This is a genomic window from Paenibacillus algorifonticola, from assembly GCF_000971975.1.
GTDB classification, from domain to species: Bacteria; Bacillota; Bacilli; order Paenibacillales; family Paenibacillaceae; genus Pristimantibacillus; species Pristimantibacillus algorifonticola.
Genome location: NZ_KQ040780.1, coordinates 110,838 through 128,432 on the forward strand (window position 1 = coordinate 110,838; position 17,595 = coordinate 128,432).

Below are 17,595 nucleotides of genomic sequence, written 5' to 3' on the forward strand. Positions count from 1 at the left end.
AAGGCATACCGCAGGAATGGAGAGACTCGTTTTTGCATTTTTTCAATAAATATATGATGAAGGATACGAAGCTGTCAGCCAAACAACCGCTGGCCTGGAATGAGCTTCAGGAAATGATAGGTGATCCTGGGTATTTAGCCGATCTGGCTCGCTGCGAGCTCCCATTTTTCACGCTGGTTCATCATCCACAGTTGCAGGCGGAAGCCTGGGTCAGGAAAATGGAGCAAATCCACGTTCGGGCTTCCGAGGCTTTGGAAAAACAGTGGCCAGCAGACAGCCCGGCGGTGCAAGCGATTATGTGGGATTTTGTCTTCATTTATGCGGGCACGGAGCAAATGGAGGATGATGAAGCTTTTTTTCGCAAACAAGCCCGTTATATGCTCGATTCGGTTACTGAGCGCATTCTTCGTTTCAACAAGCTATGCGCCATCGTTAATCCAGAATGGAGCCAGATCGTAGAAGGCGTTACCCTGTTGCAGAAAGCGATGCATTTGCGGCTGGAGCAGCTTGAGCAAACTCGGACGTGAAAATGATGTCCATAAGCTTATTAAAAATAAAAATAACGGGATAATCGAGTCATTACGGCTATCCAGTTATCCTTGCTCCAGCGAAAAGGCAGGGTGATCTCCTGCCTCCTTGTTCAAATGCTCAAGTGGCAAACCTTTAAGGCAATGATTGAAAAAGTCGAGTGTATACTCGTTTACCAGTTTGAATGTCCCGCGCACATCTACGCCTTGCGACCATTCCAGCAGGGGCGATACCAAATACAAATCTGAGAAACTCAAATGCTTCGTATTGCTCAGCTTCCTCCAGTAGTTTCCTCCAGTTGTTACAGGCGCATATCGCGAGTAAACCTCTTCATAGTATTTTCGACCTCAGAACGGGTCGTGCCCATGTCAGCTATATATTCATCACTCATGGCACTTGTGCCTGCGATCGTTTCGTCAGCTCTTATCATGAGGAATGGCTTGCCGACGCCTTGCGAAGGAATGCGCTTCTCGCCAAACAGCACGTCATCCATATTGATGCCCGCTCCTGTAGCAGGGAGGTTCAAGAGCCATTTTTGAACGGCTGTTCCACGTACGGTTTGCATGGAGAGCGGGAGCAGGGGGAATTAACGACGCGGCAGCCCTTTTGTTTAATGGGAAAATAGGGGGTCATAAAAGGTTTATCTCCTTTTAGATTAAAAAGGGAATGAGCCTTTTTTTGCCGAAATAAATCAAGAGAGTAAGGAGGTAATGGAACGAAAGCGGTTTTTCGTTAGCTGAAAAAGTAACCTCCTCTGTCATGCTTAGTTATACTTCGTCTGGCTATTTATATAGAAGAAAGGTGTCAGCCATCGTCCATTATGAAATTAAATCATTGAAACCTTACATGTTAAGTCACTTTTTTGGGCTTTACTCCAATAAATCTATCAATATCCCTGAAAAAGTTGCGGAACCGCAATAAACTTGCGGTGGTAATTGCGTTTTTTTACGGTGAAATTACCGTTCATATGGGGTAAGGTTATAATACAAGCGGTAGTTGTCGGTAGAAGACGAGAGAAGCGGGGTTATGCCATAACGTCTTATCAATCAGGGAGGCGACAATTAGGTGAGAAGGACAATGATTAAGGTAGACTCGGTATGTAAAGCTTATGGCTCGAATCAGGCGGTCGATAATATTTCCTTGCGGGTAAAAGAAGGAGAGTTATTTGGCATTATTGGTACGAATGGCGCTGGGAAGACAACACTGCTGGAAATGCTGATGGGACTGCGTCAGCCCGACAAGGGACAAATCGAGGTGCTTGGCATTAATCCGGCTGCTGAGGCAAGTGAGCTTCAGGAGCATATTGGCCTTCATCTGCAAAGTATATCGCTGGTAGATAAGCTGAATGTTAGGGAGGCACTGGAAATGTTCCGTTCCTTCTATAAATGTTCAACCGAAATGAAAGAGATTATTGATCGCTTTGGTTTGGAAAGTTACTTGGATCGTCCAGTTAGACGTCTATCTGGTGGCTGGCGGCAACGCGTGGCACTGGCGATTTCTGTCGTTAACAACCCAAAGATTATTTTTCTGGATGAACCAACTACCGGGCTGGACATGCAGGCGAGAGAAGAATATTGGTCCATTATATTGGAGCTTAAGCGCCAAGGGAAAACGATTGTTTTGTCCTGCCATGATATGGGGGAAATGCAGCATCATTGTGATCGTATTGCCGTGCTGCGCCAAGGAAATCTAGTAAAATGCGATACCCCTAAGCGATTAATTTCGCAAATTCCAGCCGGTGGTTTAACAATGGAAGCTGTATATGTCCATTTTGCTTACGCGGGAGCCGTGTAACAGCATCAGTTGGAAGGAGGGCTTAACATTCATGAACCGGGATCGTGACACCACAGGCCCATTTGTCAATCGTGCCGACATGCTCAGGAAACGAATGGAAATGATCGCTGTGCTGGTGAACCGAATAAACGAGGAGGAGATGGAACAGGAGCGGCTGAATTCAAAAAGAAAGGCGGGTATTATTTCTAATATATTGAAAAATGTTGGTACGTTTTTACTCCATCGTGTAAAATAGAAAAATCTTGAAACGATGGGGGTCTAAAGTTGGAGGACTGTGTACCTAAAATCGAATTTGAAATGCGAGAGATGGTCAAACGTCATTTTACAGTTGACTCTTTAATTCAGTATGCCTATTTATTTTTAATGGATCGGCTGAAAGAGCAGCTTCCTTTTGGACGTTTGACCGTGCTCCACTACCGGATGTTCGGCGGTGAAGGGGCAGCAGTATATCGTGCGGCGGCAGCGGTAGAATTTCTTATTTTGGCGACCGATATTTTCGATGATTTGCAAGATCAGGATGCGCCAAAGCAGGCTTGGTCTGAAGCTCCTCTGCCAATAGCACTGCATCTTGCAGCTGCTTTTTTGACCCTTTCGCAGCAAGCGATGATGGATTCTGAATTTGATAGCTCCCATGTGCAAACAACAATGAAAATGATGAATCTTCAATTGCTGCAAGCGGCCAACGGGCAAATGATGGATTTGATGAACGTTGTATCTGATGAGCAGTCTTATTTTCAATCGATTAAGCAAAAGTCGGCAGCTTTGATCGTTCATGCTTGTATGACAGGTGTTATGCTTACCGGCCGAGGCTGGCACCCGATTGTAGCGGAGTATGCGGTTGAGGTAGGAATGGCGGCTCAAATTAAAAATGACATTCGCGATTTGCTTCGCTGGGATGAGAAAAATGACTTTTTGCAGCGGAAGAAAACGCTTCTTACTTTGTACATGCTTGAGGATGCTGTAGATCAGCATAATTGGATCAGGGATTATTTTGAAGGTCGCTTGAATGAGGCTGATGTAGCGGATAAGCGGGGACTGCTTGAGGAAGCATATGAAAAATCCGGCGCCATGCTGTACGGTTCAGTTGTGATGCGTACACATTATAACCGTTTTATGGAGCTGCTGGAATCGGTTCCTGAAGTGGCCGTGCATAAGGAAATGCTGTTAAGCATATTGGCTAAAGAATAGTCACCCTATAACACCGCAATGGTAGTTGCGGTAAATACGAACTAGATTTGCGTTTGCTTACCTATCATTTCCTGCTATAGTTAACTACAGAAAGACCTTTAACAATTTCCAAGGAGGAGTTCCAGTGTTGAAAGAATTCATACGTTCTTTAGCGCAAGACTCGCAATTGATGAATTTGGCAACGAGTGGGAATTTGCAAATGGCTGGAGTGACTCCAGCGGAGAAAAGAGCGATTTTTGAAACCCTGAGCATTCAAGCAGACAAGAAAGATAATTACCAATTGGTCTACTGGACATAAGGTAATTCGCTGCATGAATTTAGGGGGAGAAAGATGAAGCTGTTACGCTCAAGGAAACTATTGCTTTTTCTCTTCCTGAGTGGATTATTCTCTTTACTTGGTTACCTTACAGTCGTTATCATAAGCGATCCGTTTATTGGTATAGTAACTGTAAAAAATTCGCAAGGTGAATACTTGGTTGAGTCGCTTGAGCCAGCAGGACAAGCTGTTCTGAAGGGTATTCAACTTGGGGATATTATCGATGAAGTTAATGGAAAGCCAGCTGGGCAAAATGTTAATATCATTAAGTTTTCTTCCGTAGAGAGAGTTGATAGTATTATCGTTAGTGGAAAAACTGGCGATCAAAGGCTAGTGACTTTCAATCGGGGCTGGAACGGTGATCATACAGGTTTGGAGCTGCTCATTCAACTTTATATTCCGTGGGCTTCCCTACTGTTGTTTCTGGGTCTATCCACCTTCCTGTATAGGAAACGGAAAAATGATAGTGCTGCCATTATGCTCATATTGTTTTTCTTGGCGATCGGGCTGAGCTATTTTTCTTCAGCCGCAGCTTATCGAAATGATTTGGTAGGCGTTACCGTCATGTATGTGGTCATTCCATTTGTAGCTATTTTATTCCTGCTATTTATGAATATGTACCTGCGAAGATATGGCATCATTTTTATTAGCCCTAAGCTAATATGGTATCTGGCATTAGCTTTCAGTATCGTTTCATTGTTTTGCCTCGTCTATATTTGGACGAGTTTTATTCCGGAAAAAGTATTTCTAAACGCTAGAATGGTATATCATGCCACGCTGATAGTCGGTAATTTCATTTGTGTCTATCAGTTGTTTAGGAAGTTCTTTTATTATCGGAATAGCAGGTTCAACTCTTTATTCAAAATAACGCTGACTTCTCATTTGGTTGCTTTTACTCCATTTACGACAATGAATTTATTGCCGTTGCTGGGAGGAAACATTCAAATTTTGCCAGCGGCGTTCACAGCACCGTTTTTGTTCGTGCTGCCGATCGTTTACTTTTATTTATTAACATCCAACCAATTGTTTGATGTTGATTTTATATTGACCCGCTTTAAGTATTATACATTGCTGTCCTTATTGCCAGCGCTTATCGTTACATTGACGATTGCTGCGATTGTGAGTAGTGATACTGTATTCTCCTGGGTCAGATGGCTTCAAATCTTTATCGTTAGTTACGTTGTTATGACCCTGTTTCTTTATTCCAAGGAGCAGATTGATCATAAATTTCGTCCCAAGCTTTTTAAAGCGATGTACAGCTACCAAGACAGTCTGGATCGTTTCTCGCGCAAAATTGCACGAGTCATGAAACGGGATGATCTGGAGATGGTGCTGAAAGAAGAAATTGGGGCATTGCTTCCGGCTAGCCGAATTGATTTTCTCATTGTAGATCAGATTGAAGCAGTGGTTAACCCGGCAGGAGAGCAGGATGATGAGCAGAGTACAGCTATTTTTCTGCTGCAAGTGTCTGATTCGCTTCAAGTTGGGGAAGTCGTTGAGCTGCCTCATGGTCTGGGACTAATTATTGGCTGTCAGAAGTCAAAGCAGTACATCGTTTGGATTGGCTCCAAAACCAACCATACCCGCTTCAATTCAGATGAGCTTCGTTGGCTCAAGACGCTTGCGAATTATGCAAGTATCGTGTTTGAAAACTTATATCTGATTGAAAGCTTAATCGAGGATTTAGAATCTGAGGTTAAGAAAGAGCAGGCTACAACACCTTGGATTTTAAGATTGTTGTTTTGCCTCTCGGAAAATGAACGGCGGAAGCTTGCAGCCGATCTTCATGATTCTGCGCTTCAAGACCAATTATTGTGGTACCGAAGGCTGGAAGCACTCATGCTGGACCATCCGATTACGGAAAAGCTTGAAGTCGAGCTTGACGAAATCAAGGAAGGACTGCTTGATGTCATCCATCAAATTCGGGAAACCTGCAATGAGTTAAGACCGCCGCTGCTTAAGGAAATGGGTATTGTTGAAGCATTGGAATCGATCATTGAGCATACGCAAATGAGAAACAATTTTGCGGTCGATTTTCGGGCCAAGCCTTTTAACAACCTGCTTAACGAAGAGCAGATTACAGCGATTTACCGCATTGTCCAGGAGTTGCTTCGTAATGCTGATAAGCATGCGCGTGCCAATCTGGTTACACTAGAGTTGGAGCAGCGAACAAACATGGTTTATTTTCACTATAAGGATGATGGGGTCGGCATGGATGTCGATTACATGGAGGCTTCTTTCGAGCATATGGGTTTATCCGGTATTAAAGAAAGAGTCGCTAGCCTTGAAGGTGAAATAACATTCCGGTCGAAACGTGGAAAAGGTCTTGAGGTCATTATTATATTGCCGCAAAATATGACGACCGGCCGATCGGAAAGGGGTTTGCTGCGTGATTCGTATCTTATTAGTTGATGACCATCCATCTGTCGGAGAAGGCACCAAAACGATGATTGAACAAGACCCTGAAATGAAGGTGACGGTTGTATTATCGGCTATGGAAGCGCTGGATGCGATTAGCAATGAAGGATTTGACATTATTTTATGTGACTTGAACATGCCAGGCATAAGCGGTCTTGAGCTTGCAAAACGTTTGATTCAGCAGGATCCGGACCGCAAAGTGCTCATATATACTGGGTATGAAATTAGCACGCACTATAATTTATTGATAGAATGCGGCGTTTCCGGCTTTATCTCTAAGACGGTCTCGCGCGAACAGCTGCATAACGCCATTCGATGCGCTATGCGAGGGGAAGCGGTTATTCCGATTTCACTACTCAAGCAGCTGCGACGCAATGAAGTCAAAATTACGCGTGCTGAGAAAGTAATTGAAGAAGTATCGATTAAAGAACGCGATCAGGACATTTTGCAGCAGGTCGCGTACGGCAATAGCAACAAAGATATTGCCATTAAGCTGCACATGAGTCAGCGTACTGTAGAGTACCATTTAACCCGGATTTTTGAAAAGCTTAACGTTAGGTCCCGATCGGAAGCGATCGCTGAGGCTAAACGGCTCGGCATCATCCGGCTTGAGCAATTTGTCCCTTGAGTTTTACCGTCGCTGCCTATATATTCGATAGGCAAATGACATTTCTATATTGGGATAGCTGCCGCACTATTTGCGAGCTGCAGTCACTTGTATCCCCCCAGTAATACCCTAACATTGGTTTCCCTCTCAATGCTTGCGCTTTTATAGCGCAAGCATCTTTTTATATTTTTTAAATGACCAGATTCACCAGCACTTTTTAATATAAAAAAAGAACACTAACGAATTCGTCTAGCTTGTGAATCGTTAATGTTCTGCAATGTTATTTTATAAAGGAAGTGATGCAGCGGATACTATTCACTAAGCGTTTCCCACTGCTCGTAGGCTTCGCTTAAAGCGGTACGCTTCTGGTCGATTTGCGACTGGATTTCCTGGATGCGCATATAATCGTTGAAAATAGCAGGGTCAGTCAGCTGCAGCTCGAGATCCGCAATGGCCTGTTCCAGCTCGGCAATATCGGCTTCTACCTGCTCCAGCTTACGCTGACGACTGCGTTCCTCACGCTTTGCCTGCTTATCCAGCGCGTAATCGCTAACGTTGTCGGAAGACACAGCTGCTTTACTGCTTGAAGCAGCCCGCTTAGCCGCTTCCTCGAGCCGTGCTTCTTCGAGTTCATGCTTTTTCTCTATCATTTCGTCATAATTTCCTAGGAAATGTTCGGTGCCCGCAGGTGTCAGTTCGACAATGCGCTCAGCCATTTTATTAAGGAAATAACGGTCATGAGAAATAAAGAGCAGCGTACCCTCATAATCAAGCAGAGCGGATTCCAGCACTTCCTTGCTGTATAAATCCAAATGGTTGGTAGGCTCGTCCAAAATGAGCACATTGGCTTGAGCCAGCATGAGTTTGGCTAGCGACACACGAGCTTTCTCGCCGCCGCTGAGCGCCGAAATGCGTTTAAGCACATCTTCGCCGCTAAATAGAAAGCTGCCAAGAACAGTCCGAATACGGGATTCCTCCATATGGGGGTAGAGCCCCCAAACTTCTTCCAGTACGGTATTCGACTGATTAAGTCCAGTATGCTCTTGGTCATAATATCCCAGCTTGACGTTGGAGCCCCAGGCGACGCTGCCGCTTGACGGCTGGCGCTGTCCGACAATCGTTTTGAGCAATGTCGATTTGCCAATACCGTTAGGTCCAATAAGAGCCACCGTCTCGCCACGCTGCAAGCGGAAGGAGACATGCTGGAACAAAGGCTTGTTTTTCTCGTCAAACAGCACGGATAAATCCGATACCTGCAGAACATCTTTGCCGGTTTGGCGCTCAATTTGGAACGTGAAATTTGCTTTCTTTAAATCGCCCAGCGGTTTGTCAAGCACGTCCATTTTGTCCAGCGCTTTACGGCGGCTTTGAGCGCGTTTCGTAGTAGAGGCGCGGACAATATTACGCTGAATGAACTGCTCCATCTTGGCGATTTCGTCCTGCTGCTTCTCAAACTGCTTTAAATCGCTTTCGTATTCTGCGGCCTTCAGGTCAATATAGCGGCTGTAGTTGCCAGTATAACGTTTAGCGGAATGCCGTTCGATTTCGACAATCGTCTGCACAAGAGCATCGAGGAAATATCGGTCATGAGAAACGACAAGAATAGCGCCGGAATAGCTGCGTAAATAGCCCTCAAGCCAAGTGAGCGTCGGAATATCCAAATAGTTGGTCGGCTCATCGAGCATGAGTAAATCAGGAGCTTGAAGCAAAATACGGGCCAGTGCCAGTCTTGTTTTTTGACCGCCGCTCAATGTATGGATAGGTGTATCTGGCGGAAATGTGCCGAAGCCCATGCCGTGAAGAACGCTGTTGATGCGCGTATTGATTTCAAAGCCGCCTTGCTCGCGAAACCAGTCGGAGCGGCGAGAATAGCGATCGAGCACCTCTTCATATCGCTTCGGCTGTTCATGCAGCTCTGGATCAGCAATTTGCTGCTCCAGATCACGCAGCTCCTGCTCGGCCTCCAGCAAATGAGCGAATACGGCGCGCATTTCGGCTTCAATAGTGCGGTCGGATTGCAGGCCGCTGTTTTGAGCCAAATAGCCGAGCCGAGTTTCTTTGGCTTTGTGGATGGCGCCGGAGTCGAAAGACAGCTCTCCTGCAATGATTTTTAAGAGCGTGGATTTGCCGGCGCCATTGACGCCAACGAGTCCGATGCGCTCGCGTTCTAGCACCTGCATCGTAATATTTGATAATATGGGATCTACACCGTAGCTTTTACTTATATTAGAAACTTGAAGCAGCATGAAAAATACCTCCAACGAATAATTGCTTAGCTTTCGCTTGCTTGCTGTTTCATTATATATTACCACAAATGCAAGCCGCCATTGGCGAAAGTTGCATAACAATGGTAAACTGAACATAATTGAAATTGAGGTAATGGAAAGGCAGAATGGCGATTATGACGGACAATGAAAAATCGCAAATAAAGGCGGAAAAACAGCGTGTTCGAGCGGATGCTACTAAAGCCCGCGATCGCTTGTCCAAGCTGGATCGGACATCATGGTCTGGGCTTGCCTGCAGCGCGTTAAGCGCATGGCTGGAAGAGCATCAGGAGCAGCGCGAAATCATGTGTTATGTTCCGTTTCGCTCCGAGCTGGATTTGTGGCCGCTAATGGAATGGTCGTGGTCAACAGGACGTGAGGTAATCGTGCCTCGTTGTCACCCGCTCGACCGCTCGATGACGCTGTACCGGCTGCAATCGCCAGCGGATTTGATGGAGGGCGCATATGGGATCCGTGAGCCTGACCCGGCCAAATGCGAGGAGCTTCCGCAGGAGCATGTGCCAGGCATCATCATCGTCCCAGGCATTCGGTTTGACCGCAAAGGCGGACGAATGGGATATGGCGGAGGCTATTATGACCGATTTGCGGAGCGGGCAGGCGAGGCTGGGAAGCGCGTGATATGGATAGGCGCAGCTTTCGAGGCGCAGGTTGCAGAGCAGGTTCCGATGCAGGAGCATGATTTGAAGATGAACGGCATCGTGACGGAGTCCGGGATTCATTTTATATAAGAAGCAGTGAGGGGGAGATTGTGCTGTGGGGTTGACGCATTTTAACGAGCAGGGCAGAGCCAAAATGGTGGATGTAAGTGATAAGGACGTTACGTCTCGTAGCGCTACAGCACAGACGACCGTTACGATGCACAGCGAGACGCTGGCACGGATTAAAGCGGGGACGATAGGCAAAGGCGATGTGCTGGCTGTGTCGCAGGTTGCAGCCATTATGGCGGCAAAAAAAACATCGGATGTCATTCCAATGTGTCATCCGCTCCCTTTGACCGGCGTGGATGTGCGCTTTGACGACAATGGCGCAGATGAGCTATACATACAGGCAACCGTGAAAACAACGGGTAAAACAGGGGTCGAAATGGAGGCGCTGACGGCGGTTTCGATCGCTGCGCTTACCGTTTACGACATGTGCAAAGCAATCCAGAAGGATATGGTGATTGGCCCGACACATCTTGTTTCAAAGACCGGTGGCAAAAACGGCGATTACCAGTTTCAAGCGGAAGCAGACTCGAGAGAAAAATAAAGCACGGCGGCTGTTTCCAGCGATGGAATCACCCATGATCGGACAAGGGATGGGAGGAACGGTAAATGCAGTGGAAAGTGGCTATTTTGACAGCTAGTGATAAAGGCTCGCGCGGTGAACGTGAAGATACAAGCGCTCAAGTCATCAGGGAACTGGTAGAGGAGGAGCTTGGCGGCGTTATTGTCGATTATCGCATCGTTCCGGATGAGCAGGATGAAATTATGGCAGCCATCATTGAGATGACGGAATATTATCAGGCGGATTTATTGCTGACAACGGGGGGAACAGGACTTGCGATCCGTGATGTGACGCCTGATGCTACGTTGCGCGTGGTCGATCGGGTTATTCCAGGGCTTGCAGAAGCGATGAGATTTGGCGCCATTCAAAAGACGAGAAGCGCGATGCTGTCCAGAGGCGTATGCGGCATCCGTGGCAAGTCGCTGATTGTGAATTTGCCTGGCAGTCCGAAAGGCGTCCATGAAAGCTTAATGGCGATTATGGATCAGCTGCCTCAAGCGCTTGAGATTATTTCCGGTACACAGGGAGAGGACGTACTATGAGCAGCTCCGGGCAACATAAGCAGCAAGAGCAAGCAGTCACAGCGGCTGAGCCAAGCATGGAAAGCAAGACGGTGCTAAAGGAAATATCCGTCTATGATGCCATTGGCTTGCGGCTGGCTCATGACCTGACCCGCATTGTGCCGGGCGAGTTTAAAGGCCGAATTTTCAAAAAAGGCCATATTATAACCGAAGCCGATATTCCGAATCTGCTCGATATTGGCAAGGAGCATATTTACATTATGGAGCTTGCCGCTGGCGAGCTGCATGAGGATGATGCTGCGAACAGGATGGCAAAGGCGCTTTGCGGAGACGGCATCTGGCTAAGCGAGCCGCATGAAGGCAAAGTAAGCATGAAATCCGAGCTGCTGGGGCTCGTCGAGGTTGACGAAGCATTGGTGCATGCAATCAATTCGCTCGGCGAGATTGCGCTTGCGACGGTAAAGACGAATAGCGTAGTGAAGAAGGACGGGCAGCTCGCGGCTACTCGCGCCATTCCGCTCGTCGTGTCAGAGTCTAAGGTAGAGGAAGTGGAGCGTCTGGCAGCTGAGTATCGCTCGGCACATGAGGGCGCTGCTCCGCTTCGTGTAAAGCCGTTTCGCAAGCTGCGAGTCGGTCTGCTGACGACGGGCGGAGAAGTATATGGCGGGAGGATCGAGGATAAATTCGGTCCCGCTGTCCGCAGCAAGCTGGAAGCCTTCGGCTCAGAGGTAATCGAGCAGCGTTTTGCGCCTGACGACAAGCAAGTGATTGTTAATGAAATTAACTATTTGCTTAGGCAAGATTATGATATGATATTGGTGACAGGCGGAATGTCTGTTGATCCTGACGACCGCACACCGGGCGCAATTAAAGCGTCGGGTGCACACATCGTTAGCTATGGAACGCCGATGCTGCCTGGCTCCATGCTGTTAATGGGCTATTTGAACGAAGTGCCGATATTGGGCTTACCGGGATGCGTCATGCATGACCCGTTTACTTCATTCGATGTCCTGCTGGCACGCATACTCGCTGGGCATCAAATCGTGAAGGAAGATATTACGCAGCTCGGTTATGGCGGTTTGTACGGATGCTGAGTCTGGGTAGACATCCAAGTGTGAGAAGGAGGTAGACGATTATGCCATCTATTGGTGCAACGGGAATTATTTTGCTGGTGCTAGTGGCCCTGCTGTTATTTGGTCCTAACAAGCTGCCTGAATTGGGTAGAGCTTTCGGTCGGACGCTCAAGGAGTTTAAAGCGGGTGCAAGAGATGTAATGGATGATGAGCCAAAGGACAAAGAGGAGAAACGGATCGACGTTTCCAAATCAGACAATACTGAGTCGAATAACAAGCGGCTGCCGGATTAATCGGGCCCGCTTTTTTTCTGGAAGGAGATTGTGACAGATGGGAATCAGGCAAGACGAAGCTACCGAACAACCCTTTAATCGCGAACGGCTGCGTGAGGAAGGCCTGATGCCGCTGCTGGAGCATATCGGAGAGCTTCGCAAACGGATTTTTTATATGCTGCTTGTCATTTTGGTAGGCCTTATTGCCGGTTTGTTTGTGGCAAAGCCTGCTTATGATTTCATTATGAGCCTTGAGCCAGCGCGCTCTCTGCCGATGCACACGTTCTCCTTGTGGGACGGCGTCGGCGTCTATATGAAATTCGCGCTCGTCATTGCGCTTATTATTACGATTCCGTTTACGGCGTATCAGCTATGGGCATTCGTTAAACCAGCTTTGCATGTGAAGGAGCAGCGGGCAACGCTTAAATATATCCCATTCGCTTTATTGATGTTTTTGGTGGGACTGTCGTTTTCTTATTTTGTCGTCTTTCCACTCGCGTTTCATTTCACCAGAAATGTATCGGACAGTTTGGATTTGGTAGAGACGTTCGGAATTATTCAATATTTCACCTTTATGTTTAATATATTGATTCCGATTTCGCTATTATTTGAGCTGCCGCTGGTCATTATGTTTTTGACCGCAATCCGGATTTTGAATCCGATTCGTTTGCGCAAAATGCGCCGTATATCTTATTTTATTATGATTTTTATTGGGGTTGTAGTGACGCCGCCCGATTTTGTATCGGATGCGCTCGTTGCCATCCCGTTAATTGGATTATATGAAATGAGCGTTTTCCTATCTGCTGCAATATACCGCAAGCAGCTTGCTGCAGACAAACTGCGGGAAGAGGAAATGAACGAAGAAGCGTCATAGCTCCGTGCGTGACTAACGTTTTAAAAATCCCTGTATCGTTGCTTTCATGGCAGCGGGTACAGGGATTTTTCTGATTTAATAGGCTGAAGCCCAACTTTATAAGCTAGCTGGATATCATTATTTTCATGTTGACAATTTTCGAAGCAAAATATAATATTAAAACAGTTGTTTAAATCGATTGTTTAAAACATTTGTTTAAACCGAATAAATAGACATAGACAGGATGGGATTGGCGATGAAAAACACGATTCAAGCTTTTATGAAGCGCCCAACAACAATTGTTGGTATTGTTACGGCGCTTATGTTTCAAATTGTATTTTCAGTTATATGGATGACAGGTTATAATGGAGTGACCGATCGTATTGATAAATTGCATATTGCAGTAGTCAATGAGGATCAACAGTTCGGCACGCAAATCGCAGATTCTTTGGTCAGCCATTTGCCATTCCAAATGTCGCAGCCGTCCAGTCTTGAGGATGCGAAGCAGCAGCTTAACGCACGTGAGCTGCAAATGATTATTTATTTCCCTGCTGATTTTTCGCAAAAGGCGACGGCGGCAGATGGCAAAGCGGATATTGGGTATTTTATTAATGAATCCAACCCTGCTTTAATTAAGAGCATTATGAGCAATGTTGCCGCAGAGGTAACGAAAGAAGCCAATGCACAGGCGATAGAGCAAGGTGTAGCGGGTACGCTTGGCAAGGCAGGTGTTCCATTGGAGCAGGCAGCGATTGCTGGTCAAAGCTTAGCGGAACGTATTACTGCGAACATTGAATCGACTAACCCGGTCAAAGGCATGAGCAATCAAATGGTTCCAATGATGATGGTGCTTGCTTCTTATGTTGGCGCGATGATCATGGGGATGAACCTGGAGCAATCGTCGATGATGGTCAGTGCTGGGGCAAGCCGCTGGCAGCGTTTTGCAGCTCGCAGCATCATTACAGTTGGTGCGGCAATTGGCGTATCTCTTGTAGGCTCTTCTTTGCTCGCTGCATTTAATGGACAAATGGAGCAGGGCTTCTTGAAGCTATGGCTGTTCCAGCTCATGTTCGTGCTTGCTTTTATGTTTGTCTCCCAAATGTTCTTATATGTATTTGGCATGGCTGGCATGCTGTTCAATATTATTGCGCTGTCCGCGCAGCTCGTTTCATCGGGTGCGATTGTGCCGCGTGAGCTGCTCCCGGATTTTTATGTAAAGCTTGGAGAGGCGCTTCCTGCAACTTATGCGGTTGAAGGGTTGATGAATGTGCTGTTCGGTGGCACGGGCATTGGTAGCGAGGTTGTGGGGCTGGCCATTATTGCGATCATCGGTTTTGTGATCAGCATGACAGCGGTTGGCTTGAAGAAGCAGGCTGTGCCGAAGCCGGGGCAAATGGCAATGAAGTCGAATTAATTCGTTTCCGTACTTTCTGATCAGCCCCGAGTGATTGCGTCAAATAAAGTGGTTGCCGTTAGGAGGCTGAGATGAAAGCTGCGGATATCGATGTGAAAATGAGAATTTTGCTGGCAGCGAAAAAGCTGTTTGCCGCTCAAGGCTTTGACAGGACATCCGTCCGGCAAATTTGTGAGGAAGCGTGCGCGAATGTGGCGCTAATCTCTTATTATTTTGGCGGAAAAGATAATTTGTTTTTTGCACTGTTTGAAGCTTTTTTTCCTAGCAGGGGCATCGCTTCTATCGCTCAGGATATGGAACCGCTTGAAGGCATGAAGCTCGTTATTCGGGAGCTGCTCACCTTTCGTTATCAGGATGCTGAGCTATCTTATATTATTCAATGCGAGTTTGCGCTGCACACTCCGCGTATTGAAATGATTCAGGAGCGTGTCCTCCCGCTATGGCATCTAATATATCAATGGCTGCTGAAGGGGCGTGAGCAGGGAGTATTTGAATTTGGTTCCATTCATACGGCTTTTACGGCGGTTAGCTCAACCCTACTTTTTCCGAAAGGAAATATCCACATGCTGGTGTTTATGGGCAAGGACACGACCACGCTGGAGGAGCAGATTGCTGACACGACGGCCTTTATTTTAAAAGCGTTAAAACCGTCGAAGCAAGCCGAATAAGATCAACCCTAAACACGAGAAAACCAACTTCAACTCCGTTATGGCAAGCGGGGAGTGAGGTTGGTTTTCTTTTTCGCCTAAAAGGACGATTGAACACGACTGAACCTTAATAAAGCTGATGAGCAAATTCCGGATTGTTTCCTAAATATGGATGCTTACATTTTTTTTCATCATCAGTGAAGCGGCTTCCGCATCGCGGGCTTCCAGCGCATCAATGATCGCCTGATGCTCCTTGACACCTACCTGGGCAATCGAAGCAGGCTGTTTAATAAATAAATACTTATAGCGGCGAAGGTGCATTTGCAGCGAGGAGGTGAACGATTGAATATAGGCATTATCCGCCAGCTCCAAAATGACATTATGGAATTCCTCGTCATATTCGAGCGCTTCATAAGGCTTGTTCTCCTGAATGCATTTCGCAAACTGGGCGTTCAGCTCATTAAGGCGGGCAATATGCTCCGGCTGAATATGCGGCACCGCAAGCTCGGCCGCGAGCGCATGCAGCGCAACAAGCGGCGCATAAAGCTTAGGCATATCCTCTTCCTCAATCATCGTCACACGCGTTTCCTTGCTGGGCATCATTTGCACAAGTCCTTGTACTTCAAGCAATTGCAGCGCTTCGCGAATCGGCGTCCGGCTGACGCCAAGTGCATCTGCTAGCTCGGCATCAATCAGCTTCTCTCCAGGCTGAAGCGTGCCTTCTATAATCCATTTCTGGAGCTGGGCTAAAGCCCGGTCCTTCGCAGATATTCTTAGCGGCGAGGAATAATTAGTCGGTATGGGCATTACATCACCTTCTTCAAAAAAATTCGAGCGGCAGCTCTTAAACGGCGTTTTGGGCTACTTCCTATCATATATCGAAGCAGCAAGAGGGCGCAAATGGATTAAAATAAGCTCGGTTTAGACAAAAAGCAACCGTGAAAATATATCTTGCTATATCATACATAATCAGAATATAATATGCAATATATCGCATAACAAACGTCGATTTTTACTTCGAAAAAGGAGATCCTGATGTCAACCAATCAAGCTGCTATTCGGCCAGCCAATGTGGCGGCCACCACTTTTTTTCCGATTTTGTTTGCTGCAAGCTCCGTACATTTGCTCAATGATACGATTCAAGCGATTGTGCCTGCGCTGTATCCGGTGCTTAAAGATTCTTTTTCATTAACCTTTTCGCAAATTGGCTTTATTTCTTTAATCATTAATTTGACGGCAGCGATTTTACAGCCGCTTATTGGCATTTTTACCGATAAACGGCCGATTCCAAGGCTGCTGCCAATTGGCGTTCTTTTCACCCTTGCGGGTGTGCTGGTGCTGTCCTTCTCGGCGTATTATTGGATGATCCTCGCTGCGGTTATGCTGATTGGGGTAGGGTCAGCGATATTTCATCCGGAATCGGCGCGGGTTGCCTATTTGGCAGGCGGGGCGCGCAAAGGACTGGCGCAATCGATTTTTCAGTTTGGCGGAAATATTGGACAAGCACTTGCTCCAATTATGACGGCGATGTTGTTCGTGCATACGGGGCAAAAGGGGGTCGTCTGGTTTTCCCTGCTGCTCGTTATCGGATTCATGCTGCAAAGCTACGTCGCCAGTTGGTATACGAAGCACTTGAAGGCTGAGAAGGAGCGCAAGGGGACCGCGCAAAATCATCCGTTCGCAAGAAGCGGTCTCTCCAAGGGAAGAGTCGCGGTTGCGGTTACGATTATTATGATTTTGGTATTTTCTAAATACGTTTATATTTCAGCAATAACGAGCTATTATTCTTTTTACGCAATCGAAAAATTCGGGGTATCGACGAGCCAGGCGCAAATGATCCTGTTCGTCTTTCTGGTTGCAAACGTCATTGGCCTGCTGTTCGGCGGCATGCTTGCTGACAAATTCAGCCGTCGTGCGCTGATTTGGTTTTCGATTTTGGGCACGGCACCCTTTTCACTCGCTTTGCCGTATGCGAATTTAACGTTTTCCGTCATCTTGATCTTTTTTGCAGGGCTGATTTTGGCTTCAGCTTTCTCGATCATTATGGTGTATACGAACGAGCTGCTGCCAGGGAAGGTCGGGCTCGTATCAGGCATTTTCTTCGGCCTTGCTTTCGGGCTTGGCGGAGCGGGGTCGGCGATTCTCGGCAATCTTGCTGATGCGACAAGCATCGTATTCGTTATCCAGTGCTGCTCGTATTTGCCGCTGCTGGGGCTATTCACCGTATTTCTCCCATCTGACAAAAAGAGTGAGCCGCTGCAAGCGTAAGCGGAAAAATGAAAGAGCGATGATTGGCGCCGTAAGGTGCTGGTCATCGCTTTTTTGCTTGCCAACTGCTTAAGCTTGTCTGCGATAAAGTCAAAATAATGATATAGGTTGGCAAAATACCGTCACAGCGCGAGCGGCATTTTTT

The 17,595-nt window shown here is 46.8% G+C and carries 20 protein-coding genes; 16 read left to right on the plus strand and 4 right to left on the minus strand.

Annotated elements, in window-relative coordinates; genetic code table 11:
- Positions 1 to 32: 32 nt before the first annotated feature.
- Positions 33 to 527 carry a hypothetical protein gene (locus WH37_RS03095; RefSeq protein WP_052736775.1) on the plus strand — a complete coding sequence of 165 codons (495 nt, stop codon included), beginning with the start codon at positions 33 to 35 and terminating at the stop codon, positions 525 to 527.
- 66 nt (positions 528 to 593) lie between these two features.
- On the opposite strand, the gene WH37_RS03100 is transcribed toward WH37_RS03095, so the two are convergent.
- Together WH37_RS03100 and WH37_RS03105 are read right to left on the minus strand one after the other, a co-directional pair.
- Positions 594 to 785: a hypothetical protein gene (locus WH37_RS03100; protein ID WP_046229094.1), complete on the minus strand. Its 192-nt coding sequence runs from the start codon at positions 783 to 785 to the stop codon at positions 594 to 596.
- 44 nt (positions 786 to 829) lie between these two features.
- A complete protein-coding gene (locus WH37_RS03105; RefSeq protein ID WP_046229095.1) occupies positions 830 to 1,021 on the minus strand; it encodes a hypothetical protein in 192 nt (63 codons plus the stop codon).
- A 584-nt stretch (positions 1,022 to 1,605) separates the two neighbouring features.
- On the opposite strand from WH37_RS03105, the gene WH37_RS03110 reads away from it, so the two are divergent.
- The 6 genes from WH37_RS03110 to WH37_RS03130 all read left to right on the plus strand — a co-directional run bounded on the left by WH37_RS03110 (position 1,606) and on the right by WH37_RS03130 (position 6,872).
- On the plus strand, positions 1,606 to 2,322 hold the full coding sequence (locus WH37_RS03110; protein WP_046229096.1) for an ABC transporter ATP-binding protein: 717 nt from the start codon (positions 1,606 to 1,608) through the stop codon (positions 2,320 to 2,322).
- Positions 2,323 to 2,353: 31 nt separating this feature from the next.
- Positions 2,354 to 2,557, plus strand: coding sequence for a hypothetical protein (locus tag WH37_RS03115; protein ID WP_046229097.1), 204 nt, complete (start codon positions 2,354 to 2,356; stop codon positions 2,555 to 2,557).
- 29 nt (positions 2,558 to 2,586) lie between these two features.
- Positions 2,587 to 3,510 (plus strand): polyprenyl synthetase family protein, encoded by a 924-nt coding sequence (locus WH37_RS03120; protein ID WP_052736776.1) that lies wholly within the window; start codon positions 2,587 to 2,589, stop codon positions 3,508 to 3,510.
- 124 nt (positions 3,511 to 3,634) lie between these two features.
- On the plus strand, positions 3,635 to 3,808 hold the full coding sequence (gene comX, locus WH37_RS35305) for a competence pheromone ComX (RefSeq protein WP_156182213.1): 174 nt from the start codon (positions 3,635 to 3,637) through the stop codon (positions 3,806 to 3,808).
- Positions 3,809 to 3,841: 33 nt separating this feature from the next.
- The gene (locus WH37_RS03125) at positions 3,842 to 6,238 is read left to right on the plus strand and encodes a sensor histidine kinase (protein WP_046229098.1); all 2,397 of its coding nucleotides are present in this window, start codon (positions 3,842 to 3,844) and stop codon (positions 6,236 to 6,238) included.
- Positions 6,216 to 6,872 carry a response regulator transcription factor gene (locus WH37_RS03130; RefSeq protein WP_046229099.1) on the plus strand — a complete coding sequence of 219 codons (657 nt, stop codon included), beginning with the start codon at positions 6,216 to 6,218 and terminating at the stop codon, positions 6,870 to 6,872. The genes WH37_RS03125 and WH37_RS03130 overlap by 23 nt, the downstream gene beginning before the upstream one ends.
- Positions 6,873 to 7,162: 290 nt before the next feature.
- Here the strand turns inward: WH37_RS03130 and WH37_RS03135 are convergent, their stop codons facing one another.
- Positions 7,163 to 9,097, minus strand: coding sequence for an ABC-F family ATP-binding cassette domain-containing protein (locus WH37_RS03135; protein ID WP_046229190.1), 1,935 nt, complete (start codon positions 9,095 to 9,097; stop codon positions 7,163 to 7,165).
- A gap of 146 nt (positions 9,098 to 9,243) precedes the next feature.
- Between WH37_RS03135 and WH37_RS03140 the strand changes: the two genes are divergently transcribed.
- The 8 genes from WH37_RS03140 to WH37_RS03175 all read left to right on the plus strand — a co-directional run bounded on the left by WH37_RS03140 (position 9,244) and on the right by WH37_RS03175 (position 15,203).
- Positions 9,244 to 9,864, plus strand: coding sequence for a 5-formyltetrahydrofolate cyclo-ligase (locus WH37_RS03140; protein WP_052736777.1), 621 nt, complete (start codon positions 9,244 to 9,246; stop codon positions 9,862 to 9,864).
- 25 nt (positions 9,865 to 9,889) lie between these two features.
- The gene (moaC, locus tag WH37_RS03145) at positions 9,890 to 10,384 is read left to right on the plus strand and encodes a cyclic pyranopterin monophosphate synthase MoaC (protein ID WP_046229100.1); all 495 of its coding nucleotides are present in this window, start codon (positions 9,890 to 9,892) and stop codon (positions 10,382 to 10,384) included.
- Positions 10,385 to 10,449: 65 nt separating this feature from the next.
- Positions 10,450 to 10,944: a MogA/MoaB family molybdenum cofactor biosynthesis protein gene (locus tag WH37_RS03150; protein ID WP_046229101.1), complete on the plus strand. Its 495-nt coding sequence runs from the start codon at positions 10,450 to 10,452 to the stop codon at positions 10,942 to 10,944.
- A gap of 56 nt (positions 10,945 to 11,000) precedes the next feature.
- Positions 11,001 to 12,017, plus strand: a complete 1,017-nt coding sequence (locus WH37_RS03155) for a molybdopterin-binding protein (protein ID WP_046229192.1) — start codon at positions 11,001 to 11,003, stop codon at positions 12,015 to 12,017.
- A gap of 41 nt (positions 12,018 to 12,058) precedes the next feature.
- The gene (gene tatA / locus WH37_RS03160; RefSeq protein ID WP_046229102.1) at positions 12,059 to 12,289 is read left to right on the plus strand and encodes a twin-arginine translocase TatA/TatE family subunit; all 231 of its coding nucleotides are present in this window, start codon (positions 12,059 to 12,061) and stop codon (positions 12,287 to 12,289) included.
- Positions 12,290 to 12,326: 37 nt separating this feature from the next.
- Positions 12,327 to 13,142: a twin-arginine translocase subunit TatC gene (gene tatC, locus WH37_RS03165; RefSeq protein ID WP_082110635.1), complete on the plus strand. Its 816-nt coding sequence runs from the start codon at positions 12,327 to 12,329 to the stop codon at positions 13,140 to 13,142.
- A gap of 235 nt (positions 13,143 to 13,377) precedes the next feature.
- Complete coding sequence (locus WH37_RS03170; RefSeq protein WP_046229103.1) at positions 13,378 to 14,535, plus strand: YhgE/Pip domain-containing protein; 1,158 nt, start codon at positions 13,378 to 13,380, stop codon at positions 14,533 to 14,535.
- Positions 14,536 to 14,606: 71 nt separating this feature from the next.
- Positions 14,607 to 15,203, plus strand: coding sequence for a TetR/AcrR family transcriptional regulator (locus WH37_RS03175; RefSeq protein ID WP_046229104.1), 597 nt, complete (start codon positions 14,607 to 14,609; stop codon positions 15,201 to 15,203).
- A 141-nt stretch (positions 15,204 to 15,344) separates the two neighbouring features.
- Here WH37_RS03175 and WH37_RS03180 read toward each other — a convergent pair whose 3' ends face one another.
- The gene (locus WH37_RS03180) at positions 15,345 to 15,989 is read right to left on the minus strand and encodes a GntR family transcriptional regulator (protein ID WP_046229105.1); all 645 of its coding nucleotides are present in this window, start codon (positions 15,987 to 15,989) and stop codon (positions 15,345 to 15,347) included.
- 228 nt (positions 15,990 to 16,217) lie between these two features.
- Between WH37_RS03180 and WH37_RS03185 the strand changes: the two genes are divergently transcribed.
- The gene (locus WH37_RS03185; RefSeq protein ID WP_046229106.1) at positions 16,218 to 17,450 is read left to right on the plus strand and encodes an MFS transporter; all 1,233 of its coding nucleotides are present in this window, start codon (positions 16,218 to 16,220) and stop codon (positions 17,448 to 17,450) included.
- Positions 17,451 to 17,595 lie beyond the last annotated feature (145 nt).